We start from the raw sequence: 16,337 nt of genomic DNA, 5'->3' as shown, positions 1-16,337 counted from the left end.
CGGCGCGGACGTCAGCGACCTCGACCTCAACACCCTGGGCGAGGAAGGCTACGCCGAGCTGCGCCAGGCACTCCTGGCGCACAAGGTGCTGTTCATCCGCGGGCAGCAGCTGAGCGTGGAAAACCTCGAAGCCGTGACCCTGCACTTCGGCGAATTCGGCCGCGAGCCCTATGTGGTCGGCATGCAGGATCACCCGCACGTGGTCCGCGTGCTGAAGGAAGCCAACGAGAAGACTCCGGTGGTGTTCGGCGGCGCCTGGCACAGCGACTGGTCCTTCCAGGAACGCCCGCCGGCCTTCACCCTGCTCTACGGCCACGACATCCCGCCCTTCGGCGGCGACACGCTGTACGCCAACCTGGCGCTGGCCTACGAATGGCTGTCACCGAAACTGCGCGCGCAGCTGGAGACCCTGGATGCCATCCACAGCCCCGAGCGCGCCTACGGCGCCGAGGCCAAGCACAACGACCTGATGGAAAACATGGCGGTGCGCTACGGCAGCCATGAAGGCGAAGTACGCTCGCACCCGCTGGTGACCCGGCACCCGGAAACCGGCAAGAAGATCCTCTACATCAACCCGGCCTACACCAGCGGCATCAAGGGCATGCGCCCGGCCGAGTCGCAGCCGCTGCTGGACTACCTGTTCAGCATCGCCACCCAGCCGGCGTTCACCTGCCGCATGCGCTGGAGCGCCGGCACCCTGGCGATCTGGGACAACCGCAGCACCTGGCATTACCCGGTGTCGGACTACCACGGCATGCGCCGGGAGATGTACCGCACCACGGTGGTGGGCGAGGTGCCGAGCCGCTGAGCAAGCGGTGCGATCGCAGGGCGCATGACCTGGAACAGGTTATCCGCCGGATGCGTTGCGGCGGATAACGCTGGTGCGTTATTCGCCCTACGAACCCAGCTGAAGGAGACGTCCGGCACGTGCGGAAATCTCCCTGGAAGCCGCCAGGAGCCACAGCCAGAGCGCTGGCCTTGACGCTCTCGTAGGAGCGGAGCTTCTCCGCGAATCGCCGACAGGCGATGTCTGGGCGAATACCCTGGGACCGCTATTTCAGCCGTGGGATTTCGCGGACAAGGTCCGCTCCTACCGGTAGGGTTCAGCGTGCCCTTCGTAGGAGCGAGCTTGCTCGCGAACTGCCTGACGCCGGAGCCGCCGGAGCCGCCGGAAAACACCGTTCGCGAGCAATAACGATGGCGTCCCCCTCGCTCCTACAAGGTCTCGCCGAAACGCTGCGCTTGCTCGCGCAGCATCCCTCGCAGCAACTGCGCGGCCGGCGACAGATAGGCGCCCTCGCGCACCGCCAGGCCGATGGTCCGCGTCAGCGTCGTTTCGGCCAACTGCACCTCACGCAACTGATCCATCCCGTGCCCGCCAGCCAGCGCCTCGCGGGCGATGAAGCTGAGCAGGCGGGTGCGGGCGATCAGGTTGGGCAGCATGGGGATCGCGTTGGTCTCGATCTGCACCTGTGGCAGCGGCAACTGGTGGGCCTGGAAGGTGTTGTCCATCCAGCGCCGCGACGACACGCCGGTAGCCGGCAATACCCAGCGGTAACGGCACAGGTCGGCCATCGAGACCGGACCATCGAAGATCGGATGGTCGCGGCTGGCGACCACCACTACCTGGTCCTGCAGCAATGGCTCGCTGCTCAGCTGCGGGTCATCGACGATCCGCGAGCAGATCGCCATGTCCAGCCTCCCGCTGCGCAGCGCTTCGCGCAGCACGTCGTCCTGCCCGAGCACCAGGCTCATGGTGACGTCCGGCGCTCGCGCCAGCAGGTCCTCGGTCAGGCGCGGCAGCAGGTACTCGGCCATGGTCGCCGCGCAGCCAAGGCGGATATTCCCCACCACGCCGCTGGCAAAATCGCGCACCTCGCGGCGGGTTTCCTCGATGTCCTGACGCAATTGCCGCGCGCGTTGCAGCATCAGTTCACCGGCCGGCGTCAGACGGATGCGTCGGCCGTCGCGCTGGAACAACCGCGCGCCGAGGGATTCCTCCAGGCGCTGGATGCTCTTGGTCAGCGCCGGCTGGCTGCGCCCCAGGCGCTCGGCGGCGCGGCCCAGGTGGCCGAGCTCGGCGATGGTTTCGAAGTAGGCGAGATCACGCAGGTCCATGGCCAACCGATAAATTCCAGGAATGGATTCATGACTATTAGAAAATAGACTTGATCGATCCGGCTATCGATAATTTCGACGTCTTCCCCACCCGGAGCCGTCCGTGTCCAGCCGCCCTGCCCTGTCCGTCGCCCGCATCCCCGTCAGCCTGCAATGGCTGGCCCTGGCGCTCGGAGCCGGAGGCGCCGGGCAACTGCTGACCTGGCTCGGCATCCCCGCTGCGTTGTTCCTCGGGCCCATGCTGGTGGCCATTGCCTTCGGCGTCAGCGGCGCGCAGATCCGCCTGCCACGCCAGGCCTTCCGCCTGAGCCAGGGCTGCATCGGCCTGCTGGTCGCCCACGCCATGAGCTGGTCGGTGCTGCAGGCGATGGTCGCCTCCTGGCCGCTGATGCTCAGCGCCACCCTGCTCACCCTGCTGCTCTCGGCCGCGGTCAGTTACGCCATGGTGCGCTTCGGCGGCATCCCCGGCAGCACCGCCGCCTGGGGCACCGCACCGGGCGGCGCAGCGGCCATGGTGTCGATGGCCGAGGCCAACGGCGCCGACCCGCGCGTGGTCGCCACCATGCAGTATGTGCGGGTGGTCTGCGTGGTCATGGCCGGCGCCTTGGTCGGCCGCCTGCTGGGCATCGAGGGCGGCGGCTCGGCGGCGCACAGTGCGCCAGTCATCGACACCGCCACCCTGCCCGACCTGATCAACTGCCTGCTGCTGATCTTCGTCTGCACCACCGCTGGCGCCCAGCTGCCGGCCGGCCCGCTGCTGGTACCACTGGTGGCCGGCGCCGTGCTGCAGCTCACCGGCGTACTGCACATCACCCTGCCGCACTGGCTGCTGGCCAGCGCCTACGGCGTGATCGGCTGCTATATCGGCCTGCGCTTCGACCGCGAAAGCCTCGCCTACGTCGGCCGCCACCTGCCCGCGATGCTGGTCAGCGCACTGGCCCTGATCGCCAGCTGCGCACTGTTCGCCTGGGCGCTGGCGGCCATCACCGGGATGGACTTCCTTTCCCTCTACCTCGCCACCAGCCCCGGCGGCCTGGACGCCATGGCGATCATCGCGGTGGACACCCACTCCGACGTCGGCCTGGTGCTGGCGATGCAGACGCTGCGGCTGTTCGTGGTGCTGTTCACCGGGGTTTCCGTCGCCCGCACGGTGATCCGCCTGAGCCGCGCCTGACCGCCTGCTCCTTGGGTTGGCCCGAACCCGTAGGATGGCGTGGAGCGAAGCGATACCCATCGCTCCCGGCACCGGCAGCATGGGGATCGCCCAGGCTCCCTGTAGGAGCGAGCTTGCTCGCGAACAGCCCAGCATCGGCGCTGCCGGTTGACTCCTTTCGCGAGCAAGCTCGCTCCTACGAAAAGCGCCCTTGAAATGCCGCTCGATCCGCCACTAAGGTCGTCGCTCCTTCAGAGAGCGAGCCCGCCATGGACAGCCTTCGCCACCGCCCCACCGCCTTCCACGTCACCCACTGGAGCGACGACCCGTTCAGCCGGGGTGCCTACAGCACCCTGCTGCCCGGCGCCACGCCGGAGCATCGGCGACGGTTGGGTGAGGCACTGGGCGGCAAGCTGGTGCTGGCCGGCGAAGCCTGCAATCCCATCGCTCCGGCCATGACCCACGGCGCCTGGAACGACGGCCTGCGCGCCGCCGACATCGCCATCGAAAACGGTGTCCGTCGGGTGCTGGTTATCGGGGCGGGGTTTGCCGGGCTAGCTGCCGCACGCCGTCTGCGCGAAGCCGGAATCGACTGCGTGGTACTGGAAGCCCGTGACCGCATCGGCGGGCGCGTGCACAGCATTTCCCTGGGGCCGGTGCGGGTGGATGAAGGCGCCGCCTGGCTGCAGCACTTCGACGACAACCCGCTCGCAACCTTCGCCCAGGAACTCGGCCTGTCATTGCGGGAAACCGATTTCGGCCGGCCCCTGGCTGCGGCGGCGGATGGCCCGGTGCCCGACATCGACGCGGCCTGGGAAGCCCTGCGGACGGGAATCGACCGCGCCCTGCCGCTGGCGGAAGGTGTCGCGCGCTATCTCGACGGTTGCGATGAGCCGACCCGCCGAGCCACCCGTTTCGCCCTGGACGCCAACCTGATCCTGGAAGCCTGCCTGCCGCTGAAATCGCTGTCGGTGGATGCCCTCGACGAAGAAGGCGTCGGCGCCGGCGACCGCTTCCTGCCGCAGGGGTACTCGCAACTGGTCGCGCATCTCGCCGAGGGGCTGGATATCCGCCTGAACCAGCCGGTGAGCACCATCGACTGGTCGGGCGAGCAGGTGCAGGCGGGTGGTGAAAGCGCCGACTTCTGCGTCTGCACCGCCCCCGTCGGCGTGCTGCGCGATATCCACTTCACCCCGCCGCTGCCGGCGGCGCAGCAGGATGCGCTGGAACATCTGGGCATGGGCCAACTGGAAAAGGTGGTGCTGCAGTTCGAGCAACGCTGGTGGCCGGTTTCGCCGTCGGGTTACCTGCGCTGGTACGACACGCCGGCCAACTTCGGCGAGTGGCTGGACCTCACCGATGCCGTGGGCACGCCGACCATTGCCGGGCTGATCGCCGCGGATGCACTGGAGCGGGTGTTTGTGGGACGTAGCGATGAGGAGATTGCCGTTGTGGCCTGTGAAGCACTTCAGGCGTGGACAGATGCGGTGCGGAACGCACATTTGTAGGAGCGAGCTTGCTCGCGAACCGAGTCAGCCGGCAGTGCTGATGCTGGGCGGTTCGCGAGCAAGCTCGCTCCTACAGGTAATCCAACCGAGGGTTACAACCCGTCCAGCGTCAGCTCGACCAGGCGCTCGACATAGGCCACGTCCAGCTCCTCGCCGGAAAACAGGATGCGGTAAACCAGCGGCGCCATCAGCCGGTCGACGATGCGGTCGACCTCCGGCAGCTTCTCGCCGCGCGCCTTGGCGCGCAGCAGGATGATGTCGAACTGGCCACAGGCGATGGCCATGCAGCGTCCGGAGCAGCCGCCGCCGGCCGCCAGCAGGTCGAGTACCACCGCGCGGCCGGGCACCGAGGCGGTTTCCTCCATGTACTGCACGCCCCAGGCCAGCAGGTCGCCGCGCAGGCTGCCGGTGTCCGCCGGCTCGGCGTCGGGGCGGATGCGCTGCAGGGCAACGTCACCGAGCAGTTCGTTGAGATCGCCCCAGCGCCGGTAGATGGTCGAAGGCGTGACGCCGGCTCGGGCGGCGATCAGCGGCACGGTCAGCTCGGCGCGCTCGCGCTCCTCCAGCAGTTCCGCCACGGCCTTGTGTACCGAGGCCTGCACCCGCGCGCTGCGGCCGCCCGGCCGGACACCCTGATTGATTGCCATAAGCACCTTAACGCAAAGAATTTGCTTTTATTCGGAATCGGGTCCAGCATCTCGCAAAAGCAAAATCTTAGCCTTTGCGAGCTGAATCATGGCACACACCCGATCGAAAAGCGCGTCCGGCTTCTCACCCAGGGCCGCCGCCTGGCTGCTGACGGCGATACTCATGGCCTTCCTCGCCGCCGCCGCCGCGCCCACGCCGCTGTATGCGCTGTACCGCGAGTCCTGGCACTTCTCCCCAGCCTTGCTGACCCTGGTGTTCAGCATCTATGCGGGCGGCCTGATGCTGGCGCTGCTGGTGTTCGGCTCGCTGTCGGATCACCTCGGCCGGCGCCCGGTGATCCGCGCCGCGCTGATCCTCGAATTGCTGGCGATGGCGGTGTTCCTCCAGGCCAATTCGGTGGAACTGCTGATCCTCGCGCGCCTGCTGCAAGGCTTCGCCACCGGCATCGCCACCAGCGTGCTGGGCGCAGCGATGCTGGATATCGACCGTGAACGCGGCCCGCTGATCAACAGCGTGGCGCCCATGCTCGGCATGGCCATGGGCGCGCTGGGCAGCAGCGCGCTGGTGCAGTTCGGGTCCGATCCGCTGCATGCGGTCTACGTATGGCTGCTGGCGCTGTTCGCGCTGGGCATCGTGCTGCTGCGCTGGCTGCCGGAAAGCATCAGCCGGCAACCCGGTGCGCTGGCCTCGCTGAAGCCGCGCATCCGTATTCCTCCGCAGGCGCGCCGCGCGTTCTGGAGCGTGGCGCCGCTGAACGCCAGCCTCTGGGCGCTGGGCGGGTTCTACCTGTCGCTGGGGCCGACGCTGGCGCGCCAGGTCACCGGGCTGCAGGTGCCGATGATCGGTGGTGGGCTGGTGTCGCTGCTGTGCCTGTGCGGCGCACTGGCGATCTTCGCCCTGCGCAACCAGCCGGCGGCGGTGATCCTGCGCCGTGGCGGCCTGGCGCTGATCTTCGGCCTGCTGATCACGCTGCTCGGCGTGGACAGCGCCAACCTCTGGCTGTTCTTCCTCGGCACCGCGGTGGCGGGGCTGGGCTTCGGCGGCGCCTTCCTCGGCGCGCTGCGCTCGGTGGTGCCGCTGGCCCACGCCCACGAACGTGGCGCGCTGATGGCGAGCTTCTATGTGCTCAGCTACCTGGCCTTCAGCGTGCCGGCGATCCTCGCGGGATTGGCGATCCAGCGCTACGGCCTGATCGCCACCACCAACGGCTATGCCAGCCTGCAGATTCTCGCGGCCTCGCTGGTCCTGCTGCTGTCCCTGCGCGCGCCGGGTGTGCGCAAGGTCCGGGCTTGAGCCGGAGCTTCCCGGCAGCACAACCGTAGGATGGGGGAGCCTGGGCGATACCCAGGCTGCCAGTGCGACAGGAATCGATGGGTATCGCTTCGCTCCACGCCATCCTACGAAACAGCCCGACGGCGATGTCCGATCAACCCGCCTGCCGTGCCGCCCAGCGGCGGTACTGCTTGGCGCGGCGCAGCGTATGCCATTGCTCCATCACCAGCGTGCGCCACGGCGAAGCCTGCGGGTTGGGCGCGCGGCGGGCGCCAATGCGCTTCAGTTGCAGCTTGACCAGCGCCATGTAGGCCAGCGCCGCCAGCGGCTTGGAGCGCCAGCGGATCGGCGGCAGCTCCGGCTGGGTCTGGCTGCCGCGCTGCCAGTGCAGCACCAGCTGCGGTTCCAGCGCCAGGGCGGTGCCGATACCGACCATCGCCAGTCCGCTGTCCAGCACCTGTTCCGCCACCGGCAGGCGACGGATGCCGCCGGTCACCATCAGCGGCATGCGCGCCGCTTCGCGCATCTCACGGGCGAACTCGAGGAAGTAGGCTTCCCGCGCCAGGGTGCGGCCGTCGCGGGCATCGCCCTGCATGGCCGGCGCCTCGTAGCTGCCGCCGGAGAGCTCGACCAGGTCGACCTTCTCGTCGTTCAGCCACTCGATCACCTGCCTCGCATCGCTGGCGTCAAAGCCGCCGCGCTGGAAGTCGGCGGAGTTGATCTTCACCCCCACACAGAACGCCGGCGACACCTCGGCGCGCACCGCGCGGACGACCTCCAGCAACAGCCGCGCGCGGTTTTCCAGGGAGCCGCCCCAGCGGTCCTGGCGCTTGTTGGCCAGCGGCGAGAGGAACTGGCTGAGCAGGTAGCCGTGCGCCGCGTGGATCTGCACCCCGCTGAAGCCGGCCTGCTCGGCGAGCCTGGCGGCGCGGACGAAACGCTGGATCACCTCGGCGATATCGCCTTCGGTCATCTCGCGGGCAACGGCAAACAGCTTGGTAAACTTGCCCATTTCCAGCGGCACCGCCGATGGTGCGATGGCGTCCTGGCCGAGGTTGGTCTGCACCTGGCGGCCCGGGTGGTTGAGCTGCAGCCAGAACTGCGCACCGCGGGAGCGACCGATGCGCGCCCATTCGCGAAAGCGCTCCAGGTGCCGGTCGTTTTCCAGCACCACGCCGCCGGGGCCGGTCATGGCGCGGCCGTCGATCATCACGTTGCCGCTGAGGATCAGGCCGACACCGCCGTCCGCCCAGGCCTGGTAGAGATGCAGCAATGCGGCCGACGGCGCCTGGTCGGCGTCGGCCATGTTCTCTTCCATGGCGGCCTTGGCGATACGGTTGGGGACTTCGCCGCCGTTGGGCAGGCGCAGGGGCTGGAAGGGCGACATGGCGGGACTCCGTGGTTGTCCGGGTGGTTGTGGCTGCGGCGAGGTTAAGTTTAAAGTTCACTTCAAGGTCAAGCCCTTTCGGAGCCCAGCATGAAAATCGGTGAACTGGCCAGCCTCAGCGGCCTCGCTCCTTCGCGAATCCGCTTCTACGAAGCCAGCGGGCTGATCGCCCCGGCGCGCCGCCTGGCCAATGGTTATCGCGCGTACCCGGCAGAAACCCTCGACCTGCTGGAGATCATCCGCAGCGCCCAGCAGACCGGCTTCAGCCTGGAGGAAATCCGCAACCTGCTGCCGCACTCCAGTCCCCTCGAGAACGGCCACGGCGAGCTGGTGCAGGGCCTGCGCCGCAAGGTTGCGGAAATCGAGGCGATGGAGCAGCAGCTGCGGCAGAACCGCGAGCGGCTGCTGGCAGTGATCGACGGCATCGAGAACAAACCCGAAGGCATGGGCTGCCAGGCCAATGCCGAGCGCATGCTGGCGGAGATGCGCGAGCGCAAAAAACGTAGTTGATGCAATACCCGTAGGAGCGAGCTTGCTCGCGAACGATGCCCTTGAGCCAGGCGGTTCGCGAGCAAGCTCGCTCCTACGAAGAGCCCCGCAGGCGCCGTAGGGCGCATAACCTGGAACAGGTTATCCGCCGCCAGTGCCGAAACGGCGGATAACGCTGACGCGTTATGCGCCCTACCGCTGCATTGCAAAAAAACCTGAGCGTGCGGCCAGCGTAGGAGCGGACTTCGTCCGCGATGTTTACACCCAGGCACGGAGCTGCTGGAAATCGATCGCGGACGAAGTCCGCTCCCACGTCACTTCCAGCCTTCGAGGCGCAAGGTCGCCCGCACCAGCCGCTGCTCCTCCTGCTCGATCTCCCTCAGGTTGTCGCGCACGCTGTGGATATGTTCGCGGGCGGCGCGCTGGGCCTGCTCCGGCTGGCGTTCGCTGATGGCGCGGTGCAGCCGGGCGTGCTGGCGGTCGATCTGACGTTTCTGCGGCGGACGGTTGTAGAGGTTGTTCACCGAGGCGAACACGGTGCTGAGCATCAGCTCGTTGAGCGATTGCAGCGTGTGCACCAGCACCGGATTGTGCGACGCCTCGCTGATGGCTTGGTGGAAGGCGTGATCGCGCCGCGCATGCTCGCGCGGGTCCAGCGGCTGCGGTTGCTCGAAGGCGGCACGCATCTCCTCGAAACGCCGGTCGATCAGCACCAGGTCGGCCTCGGTGGCACGCAGGGCGGCCAGGCGCGCGGACTCCCCTTCCAGCAAAGCGCGAACTTCCAGCAGGTCGTAAAGCGTACGCGGCTGCGAGCGGAACAGGTGCATCAGCGGCGACACGTCGTCAGCGCCAGTCAGGTCGGCGACGAATGAACCGCGCCCCTGTTCGGTATCGACGATGCCGCGCCCACGCAACGCGCGCAGTCCCTCGCGCAACGCCGAGCGCGAGCAGCCGAGCTTCTCCACCAAACGCCGCTCCGAGGGCAACGCCTGGCCGACCTTGAGCACGCCGTCGACGATCAACCGCTCGATCTTCTCGGCCACCTGGTCGGCGACGCGCTGCTTGCCCTGTGCATAAGTCGTCATCAACGCTCTCCGCAACTGGTAGGACCAGTGGATTCACACCTGCCTGGCTGTCCAGAACCCTAGCTGTCAGGACAGCGCCTTTCCAGTGGTCGCCCGCACAAGAACTGGTAGGACCAGTACCGATCCAGGTGGACGCGGCCTGACCGGCAGTCGCATTTTCACGGTGCCGTGGCTCCACGCGACCGCTTGCCGGAAGCGAACAACAACAAGATCAGAGCACCGCCAGCCTATGAACATCCTCTACGACGAGCGCGTCGATGGCGCGCTGCCTGCCGTCGACAAGTCAGCCCTGCTGGCCGAGCTACGCGCGGCCCTGCCCGACCTCGACCTGCTGCACCGCGCCGAAGACCTCAAGCCCTATGAATGCGACGGCCTCTCCGCCTACCGAACGGTGCCGATGCTGGTGGCGCTGCCCGAACGTATCGAGCAGGTGCAGGGGCTGCTGAAACTCTGCCATGCGCACAAGGTGCCGGTGGTGGCGCGCGGCGCGGGCACCGGGCTCTCCGGCGGGGCGCTGCCGCTGGAGAAAGGCATCCTGCTGGTAATGGCGCGCTTCAACCGGATTCTCGAAGTGAACCCGCAGGGGCGCTTCGCCCGCGTGCAGCCCGGCGTGCGCAACCTGGCGATTTCCCAGGCCGCCGCGCCGCACGGCCTGTACTACGCGCCGGACCCGTCCTCGCAGATCGCCTGTTCCATCGGCGGCAACGTCGCCGAAAACGCCGGCGGCGTGCATTGCCTCAAATACGGTCTGACCGTGCACAACCTGCTCAAGGTGGACATCCTCACCGTCGAGGGCGAGCACCTGACGCTGGGCAGCGACGCACTGGACAGCCCCGGGCTAGACCTGCTGGCGCTGTTCACCGGTTCCGAAGGCATGCTCGGCATCGTCACCGAAGTCACCGTCAAGCTGCTGCCGCGCCCGCAGGTGGCGCGGGTGCTGCTGGCCAGCTTCGATTCGGTGGAAAAGGCCGGGCGCGCGGTGGCCGACATCATCGCCGCCGGCATCATTCCCGGCGGGCTGGAGATGATGGACAACCTGTCGATCCGCGCCGCCGAGGACTTCATCCACGCCGGCTACCCAGTGGACGCGGCGGCCATCCTGCTGTGCGAACTGGACGGCGTGGAAGCCGACGTGCAGGACGACTGCGAGCGCGTCGACAACGTGCTGCGCGCCGCCGGTGCCACCGACGTGCGCCTGGCCTGTGACGAGGCCGAGCGCGTGCGCTTCTGGGCCGGGCGCAAGAACGCCTTCCCGGCGGTGGGGCGCATCTCGCCGGACTACTACTGCATGGACGGCACCATTCCGCGCCGCGAGCTGCCGCGCGTGCTGCACGGCATCGCCGAGCTGTCGCAGGAGTTCGGCCTGCGCGTGGCCAACGTGTTCCATGCCGGCGACGGCAACATGCACCCGCTGATCCTCTTCGACGCCAACGTGCCCGGCGAGCTGGAGCGCGCCGAAGCCATCGGCGGCAGGATCCTCGAACTCTGCGTGGCGGTGGGCGGCAGCATCACCGGCGAGCACGGCGTGGGGCGCGAGAAGATCAACCAGATGTGCGCGCAGTTCAACAGCGACGAGCTGACCCTGTTCCACGCGGTGAAAGCGGCGTTCGACCCGGACCGCCTGCTCAACCCCGGCAAGAATATCCCGACCCTGCACCGCTGCGCCGAATTCGGCGCGATGCACGTGCACCACGGGCAACTGCCCTTCCCCGACCTGGAGCGCTTCTGATGCCCGATGCCAGCGGCGAACTGCTCGACCAGGTAACCCAGGCCCTCGCCGCGCGCACGCCGCTGCGCATACGCGGCGGCGACAGCAAGTCCTTCCTCGGCCGCCCGGTGAACGGCGTGGCACTGGACACCCGTCCGCACAGCGGCATCGTCAGCTACGACCCGACCGAACTGGTGCTCACCGCTCGCGCCGGCACGCCGCTGGCGGAGATCGAAGCGGCGCTGGAAGCGGCCGGGCAGATGCTGCCGTGCGAGCCGCCCGATCATTCCGGCGCGACCTTCGGCGGAGTGGTCGCCGCGGGGCTTTCCGGCCCACGGCGTCCCTGGTCCGGTTCGGTACGCGACTACGTGCTGGGCACCCGGCTGATCACCGGCCACGGCAAGCTGCTGCGCTTCGGCGGCGAGGTGATGAAGAACGTCGCCGGCTATGACCTGTCGCGCCTGCTGGCAGGCAGTTTCGGTTGCCTGGGAGTGATCACCGAAGTCTCGATGAAAGTGCTGCCCAAGCCGCGAATGTGCGCCAGCCTGCGCCTGGAAATGGGCGTCCATCAGGCACTGGCAGAACTCGCCGAATGGGGCACGCAGCCGATCCCGATCACCGCCGCCTGCTACGACGGCAGCGCGCTGCACCTGCGTCTGGAAGGCGGCGAAGGTTCGGTGTGCTCCGCACGTTTGCGCCTGGGTGGCGAGGAGATCGAGAGCGGCTACTGGCAGGACCTGCGCGAGCAGCGCCTGGGGTTCTTCGCCGGTCCCGGCACGCTTTGGCGCCTGTCGCTGCCCAACGCCACGCCGGCACTCTCCCTGCCGGGCGAGCAACTGATCGACTGGGGCGGCGCGCAGCGCTGGCTGAAGTCCGAGGCGGACGCCGAGCTGATCCGCCACAGCGTCGCCGAGGTCGGCGGCCATGCCCTGCGCTGCACGCCGGGCGACGACGGCTTCCACCCACTGCCCGCCGCGCTGCTGCGCTACCACCAGAGCCTCAAGCGCCAGCTCGACCCCCAGGGCATCTTCAACCCCGGCCGGATGTACAGGGAGCTCTGATGCAAACCAACCTGAGCGAACAGGCCAAGCGGTTGCCGCGCGCCGAGGAGGCCGAGCGCATCCTGCGCTCCTGCGTGCACTGCGGCTTCTGCACGGCAACCTGTCCGACCTACCAGTTGCTGGGCGATGAGCTGGACGGCCCGCGCGGGCGCATCTACCTGATCAAGCAGGTGCTCGAAGGCGCCGAGCCCAGCACCAGCACCCGCGAACACCTGGACCGCTGCCTGAGCTGCCGCAACTGCGAAACCACCTGCCCTTCCGGCGTCGACTACCACAACCTGCTGGATATCGGCCGCGCGGTGGTCGAGGAGCAGGTGCCGCGCACCGTACGCGAACGCCTGATGCGCCGCGGCCTGCGCGCCGTGGTGCCGAATGCCGCCCTGTTCGGCGCGCTGGCCAAGGCCGGGCGCACCTTCTATCCGCTGCTGCCGGACAGCCTGAAAAGCAAGCTGCCGCGCCATCCACATCCGCCCGTGGAGCGCCCAAGGCCGCGCCACCCACGGCGCATGCTGATACTCGAAGGCTGCGTGCAACCGGCCCTCTCGCCCAATACCAACGCCGCTGCCGCGCGGGTGCTGGATCGCCTCGGCATCAGTGTCATCCCGGCGGCGGATGGCGGCTGCTGCGGCGCCGTGGATTATCACCTGAATGCGCAGGAACAGGGGCTGGAGCGGGCGCGGCGGAACATCGACGCTTGGTGGCCATCGATCCAGGCCGGCGCCGAAGCCATAGTGCAGACCGCCAGCGGCTGCGGTGCCTTCGTCCGCGACTACGGCCATCTGCTGGAGCACGACGCGCAATACGCAGCCAAGGCGCGGCGGGTCAGCGAGCTGTCCCGCGACCTGTCCGAAGTGCTGCGCGATGAGCCGCTGGAAGAATTGCACCTGCATGGAGATCGCCGACTGGCATTCCATTGCCCGTGCACACTGCAGCACGCGCTGAAGCTCGGCGGCGCGGTGGAAAGCGTGCTCACTCGCCTGGGCTTCAGCCTCACCAGCGTGCCGGACAGCCACCTGTGCTGCGGCTCCGCCGGGACCTATTCGCTGACCCAGCCGGAGCTGTCCCGGCGCCTGCGCGACAACCGCCTGAAGGCACTGGAGAGCGGCGCCCCGGAAGTCATAGTCACCGCCAATATCGGCTGCCAGACACACCTGGGCGGTGCGGGCCGCACGCCGGTGCGGCACTGGATCGAACTGGTGGAAGAGGCGCTCGCCGATGCGCCGCTGGAAACCCTTCAAGGCGAGGTGCAAGCATGCTCAACAAAGCCGTTCTGACCCAGCAGGAGGTGGGCCGCATCCTCGCCGCCGCGCGCGCCGAAGCCCAGCGCAATCGCTGGGCGGTGTCCATCGTGGTGGTCGATGACGGCGGCCATCCGCTGGCCCTGGAGCGCCTCGACGGCTGCGCGCCGGCCAGCGCCTACATCGCCACCGAGAAGGCCCGCAGCGCAGCCCTGGGCCGGCGCGAAACCAAGGGTTACGAGGACATGGTCAACGGCGGACGCACCGCCTTCGTCACCGCGCCGCTGCTCACCTCGCTCGAGGGCGGCGTGCCGGTCGTGCTGGACGGCCAGGTGATCGGCGCGGTGGGCGTTTCCGGTGTGAAGGCCGGCGAGGATGCGCAGGTCGCCAGCGCCGGAGTGGCAGCGCTGTGAGAGAGCTCACGCGGCCCTGGCGACCGGTGCCCGGCGGCCGAGTCATGGTCGCCACCGGCCCCGAGCGAGCCAGTGGCGACACCCCGAAAAGCTTGCCCGCACCCGCTTTCAGGAGCCCCGCCACGCGCCGCGTTGCGGGGCTTTTTCAATGCCTGCCGGCCCGCGCGCCGCCCAGGCATGCGCCCCCTGAAAGGGTTATCCACCGCTGACGTTTTGCCTCCGACAACAACAAGGGACAATCCCCATGCAAACCTGGCAGCAGCTCTATACCCCGCTCGGCAGCCTCGGCCTCTCGGCCCTGGCGGCCCTCGTGCCGATCATTTTCTTCTTCCTCGCCCTGGCGGTGTTCCGCCTCAAGGGCCACGTCGCCGGCGCCATCACCCTGGTACTGTCGCTGCTGGTCGCCATCAGCGTCTACCACATGCCGGTGGACAAGGCGCTGGCCTCGGCGGTCTACGGTTTCTTCTACGGACTCTGGCCGATCGCCTGGATCATCGTCGCGGCGGTGTTCCTCTACAAGCTGACGGTGAAGAGCGGGCAGTTCGAGATCATCCGCAGCTCGGTGCTGTCGATCACCGTCGACCAGCGCCTGCAGGTGGTGCTGATCGGCTTCTCCTTCGGCGCCTTCCTCGAAGGCGCGGCAGGCTTCGGCGCACCGGTGGCGATCACCGCGGCGCTGCTGGTCGGCCTGGGCTTCAACCCACTGTATGCGGCCGGGCTGTGCCTGATCGCCAACACCGCGCCGGTGGCCTTCGGCGCGCTGGGCATCCCGATCATAGTCGCCGGGCAGGTGTCGGGCGTGGACGCCTTCAAGATCGGCGCCATGGCCGGGCGGCAACTGCCGATCCTGTCGGTGATCGTGCCCTTCTGGCTGGTGGCGATGATGGACGGCTGGCGCGGCGTGCGCGAAACCTGGCCAGCGCTGCTGGTGGCCGGCGGCACCTTCGCCATCAGCCAGTTCCTCACCTCCAACTTCATCGGCCCGGAGCTGCCGGACATCACCTCGGCGCTGCTGAGCATGGTCTGCCTGACCCTGTTCCTGCGCGTGTGGCAGCCGGCGAATGTGCGCGAGACGGAGTTCTCCAGCCTCAACGCCGACGGCACGGCGACGCTGGGTTTGGCCGGCGGCGGAAGTAGCGGCGTGCAGCGCCGGGAATCGCAGTACAGCTTCGGGCAGATCTTCAAGGCCTGGTCGCCCTTCCTGATCCTCACCGTGCTGGTGACCATCTGGACCATGAAGCCGTTCAAGGCGCTGTTCCTGCCCGGCGGTGCGCTGGAAAGCTGGGTGGCGGTGATCGCGGTGCCCTACCTCGACCAGCTTGTCCTCAAGGCGGCGCCCATCGTCGCCAATCCGACGCCGATGCCGGCGATCTACAAGTTCGACCTGGTCTCGGCCAGCGGCACGGCGATCTTCCTCGCCGCACTGATTTCCATGGCCATCCTGCGCATCGACGTGAAGAGCGGCGCGGCGACCTTCCGCGACACGCTGAAGGAGTTGAAGTGGCCGGTGCTGACCATCGGCATGGTGCTGGCCTTCGCCTTCGTCACCAACTACTCGGGGATGTCCACGACGCTCGCGCTGGTGCTGGCGGGAACCGGCGCGGCGTTCCCGTTCTTCTCGCCGTTCCTCGGCTGGCTGGGAGTATTCCTGACCGGGTCGGATACTTCGTCCAACGCCCTGTTCGGCTCATTGCAGGCGACCACCGCGCATCAACTCGGGGTCAGCGACACGCTGCTGGTGGCAGCCAACACCACCGGCGGGGTGACCGGCAAGATGATCTCGCCGCAGTCCATCGCCGTGGCCTGCGCGGCCACCGGGATGGTCGGGCGCGAGTCGGACCTGTTCCGCTTCACGGTCAAGCACAGCCTGATCTTCGCCGCGTTCATCGGGCTGATTACCCTGGCCCAGGCCTATGTGTTCACGGGGATGCTGGTGCATTGATGGAGTGTGCCGATCCTGTAGGAGCGAGCTTGCTCGCGAACCGATTCCGCTGCGGGGCTTGTTCGCGAGCAATAACGATGGCGTCCCACCTCGCGCCAACGAAGAGCAAGAGCCCCTCTCCCTAACCCTGGCTGCGCGCCCCGCTCCGAAGGGAGAGGGGACTAATTCGGCAGATTGGGTAGCCTTGGGAAGTCAGTATGCAGGGCGCATAACGCGCCAGCGTTATCCGCCGAGCAGGCCCGGCGTCAGGACTCACTGTAGGAGCGAGCTTGCTCGCGAACCGATTCCGCTGCGGGGTCCGTTCGCGAGCAAGCT

At 68.0% G+C, this 16,337-nt stretch carries 14 protein-coding genes; 10 read left to right on the top strand and 4 right to left on the bottom strand.

The features are described from left to right. On the top strand, positions 1–808 hold an 808-nt coding region (locus ACCC94_RS19175; RefSeq protein WP_413351083.1), incomplete at its 5' end, for a TauD/TfdA dioxygenase family protein. A 407-nt stretch (positions 809–1,215) separates the two neighbouring features. Here ACCC94_RS19175 and ACCC94_RS19170 read toward each other — a convergent pair. Continuing rightward, positions 1,216–2,118: a LysR family transcriptional regulator gene (locus ACCC94_RS19170; protein WP_413351082.1), complete on the bottom strand. Its 903-nt coding sequence runs from the start codon at positions 2,116–2,118 to the stop codon at positions 1,216–1,218. Positions 2,119–2,221: 103 nt separating this feature from the next. On the opposite strand from ACCC94_RS19170, the gene ACCC94_RS19165 reads away from it, so the two are divergent. Together ACCC94_RS19165 and ACCC94_RS19160 are read left to right on the top strand one after the other, a co-directional pair. Beyond that, positions 2,222–3,292, top strand: a complete 1,071-nt coding sequence (locus tag ACCC94_RS19165; RefSeq protein WP_413351081.1) for an AbrB family transcriptional regulator — start codon at positions 2,222–2,224, stop codon at positions 3,290–3,292. A 248-nt stretch (positions 3,293–3,540) separates the two neighbouring features. Further along, positions 3,541–4,779, top strand: coding sequence for an FAD-dependent oxidoreductase (locus ACCC94_RS19160; RefSeq protein WP_413351080.1), 1,239 nt, complete (start codon positions 3,541–3,543; stop codon positions 4,777–4,779). Positions 4,780–4,871: 92 nt separating this feature from the next. Here ACCC94_RS19160 and ACCC94_RS19155 read toward each other — a convergent pair whose 3' ends face one another. Beyond that, a complete protein-coding gene (locus ACCC94_RS19155) occupies positions 4,872–5,426 on the bottom strand; it encodes a TetR/AcrR family transcriptional regulator C-terminal ligand-binding domain-containing protein (protein WP_413351079.1) in 555 nt (184 codons plus the stop codon). Positions 5,427–5,514: 88 nt separating this feature from the next. On the opposite strand from ACCC94_RS19155, the gene ACCC94_RS19150 reads away from it, so the two are divergent. Then, positions 5,515–6,720, top strand: a complete 1,206-nt coding sequence (locus ACCC94_RS19150; RefSeq protein ID WP_413351078.1) for an MFS transporter — start codon at positions 5,515–5,517, stop codon at positions 6,718–6,720. Between the two features lie 133 nt (positions 6,721–6,853). Here the strand turns inward: ACCC94_RS19150 and ACCC94_RS19145 are convergent, their stop codons facing one another. Continuing rightward, positions 6,854–8,086 (bottom strand): NADH:flavin oxidoreductase/NADH oxidase family protein, encoded by a 1,233-nt coding sequence (locus ACCC94_RS19145; RefSeq protein WP_413351077.1) that lies wholly within the window; start codon positions 8,084–8,086, stop codon positions 6,854–6,856. 90 nt (positions 8,087–8,176) lie between these two features. Here ACCC94_RS19145 and ACCC94_RS19140 point away from each other — a divergent pair, with 90 nt between their 5' ends. Next, the gene (locus tag ACCC94_RS19140) at positions 8,177–8,596 is read left to right on the top strand and encodes a MerR family transcriptional regulator (RefSeq protein ID WP_413351076.1); all 420 of its coding nucleotides are present in this window, start codon (positions 8,177–8,179) and stop codon (positions 8,594–8,596) included. A gap of 293 nt (positions 8,597–8,889) precedes the next feature. Here ACCC94_RS19140 and glcC read toward each other — a convergent pair whose 3' ends face one another. Next, positions 8,890–9,660 (bottom strand): transcriptional regulator GlcC, encoded by a 771-nt coding sequence (gene glcC / locus ACCC94_RS19135; RefSeq protein WP_413351075.1) that lies wholly within the window; start codon positions 9,658–9,660, stop codon positions 8,890–8,892. Positions 9,661–9,889: 229 nt separating this feature from the next. Between glcC and glcD the strand changes: the two genes are divergently transcribed. The 5 genes from glcD (at position 9,890) to ACCC94_RS19110 (ending at position 16,022) form a co-directional block, all read left to right on the top strand. Then, positions 9,890–11,389, top strand: a complete 1,500-nt coding sequence (gene glcD, locus ACCC94_RS19130; RefSeq protein ID WP_413351074.1) for a glycolate oxidase subunit GlcD — start codon at positions 9,890–9,892, stop codon at positions 11,387–11,389. Further along, the gene (glcE, locus tag ACCC94_RS19125) at positions 11,389–12,429 is read left to right on the top strand and encodes a glycolate oxidase subunit GlcE (RefSeq protein ID WP_413351073.1); all 1,041 of its coding nucleotides are present in this window, start codon (positions 11,389–11,391) and stop codon (positions 12,427–12,429) included. The genes glcD and glcE overlap by 1 nt, the downstream gene beginning before the upstream one ends. Next, a complete protein-coding gene (glcF, locus tag ACCC94_RS19120; RefSeq protein WP_413351072.1) occupies positions 12,429–13,703 on the top strand; it encodes a glycolate oxidase subunit GlcF in 1,275 nt (424 codons plus the stop codon). The genes glcE and glcF overlap by 1 nt, the downstream gene beginning before the upstream one ends. Continuing rightward, the gene (locus ACCC94_RS19115; protein ID WP_413351071.1) at positions 13,682–14,080 is read left to right on the top strand and encodes a heme-binding protein; all 399 of its coding nucleotides are present in this window, start codon (positions 13,682–13,684) and stop codon (positions 14,078–14,080) included. The genes glcF and ACCC94_RS19115 overlap by 22 nt, the downstream gene beginning before the upstream one ends. A 244-nt stretch (positions 14,081–14,324) precedes the next feature. Then, positions 14,325–16,022, top strand: a complete 1,698-nt coding sequence (locus ACCC94_RS19110) for a lactate permease LctP family transporter (RefSeq protein ID WP_413351070.1) — start codon at positions 14,325–14,327, stop codon at positions 16,020–16,022. Positions 16,023–16,337 lie beyond the last annotated feature (315 nt).

The organism is Pseudomonas sp. Pseusp97 (assembly GCF_047304025.1).
In the GTDB taxonomy this organism is placed as follows: Bacteria; Pseudomonadota; Gammaproteobacteria; order Pseudomonadales; family Pseudomonadaceae; genus Pseudomonas.
The sequence above is the reverse complement of the archived record's forward strand: the minus strand, read 5'-3'. Positions and strand labels throughout refer to the sequence as shown.

Coding starts and splice junctions, on each gene's coding strand:
- ACCC94_RS19110 (WP_413351070.1), top strand. CDS start 14,325: ATGCAAACCTGGCAGCAGCTCTATACCCCGCTCGGCAGCCTCGGCCTC.
- ACCC94_RS19140 (WP_413351076.1), top strand. CDS start 8,177: ATGAAAATCGGTGAACTGGCCAGCCTCAGCGGCCTCGCTCCTTCGCGA.
- glcE (WP_413351073.1), top strand. CDS start 11,389: ATGCCCGATGCCAGCGGCGAACTGCTCGACCAGGTAACCCAGGCCCTC.
- ACCC94_RS19145 (WP_413351077.1), bottom strand. CDS start 8,086: ATGTCGCCCTTCCAGCCCCTGCGCCTGCCCAACGGCGGCGAAGTCCCC.
- ACCC94_RS19155 (WP_413351079.1), bottom strand. CDS start 5,426: ATGGCAATCAATCAGGGTGTCCGGCCGGGCGGCCGCAGCGCGCGGGTG.
- glcC (WP_413351075.1), bottom strand. CDS start 9,660: ATGACGACTTATGCACAGGGCAAGCAGCGCGTCGCCGACCAGGTGGCC.
- ACCC94_RS19150 (WP_413351078.1), top strand. CDS start 5,515: ATGGCACACACCCGATCGAAAAGCGCGTCCGGCTTCTCACCCAGGGCC.
- glcD (WP_413351074.1), top strand. CDS start 9,890: ATGAACATCCTCTACGACGAGCGCGTCGATGGCGCGCTGCCTGCCGTC.
- ACCC94_RS19115 (WP_413351071.1), top strand. CDS start 13,682: ATGCTCAACAAAGCCGTTCTGACCCAGCAGGAGGTGGGCCGCATCCTC.
- glcF (WP_413351072.1), top strand. CDS start 12,429: ATGCAAACCAACCTGAGCGAACAGGCCAAGCGGTTGCCGCGCGCCGAG.
- ACCC94_RS19170 (WP_413351082.1), bottom strand. CDS start 2,118: ATGGACCTGCGTGATCTCGCCTACTTCGAAACCATCGCCGAGCTCGGC.
- ACCC94_RS19160 (WP_413351080.1), top strand. CDS start 3,541: ATGGACAGCCTTCGCCACCGCCCCACCGCCTTCCACGTCACCCACTGG.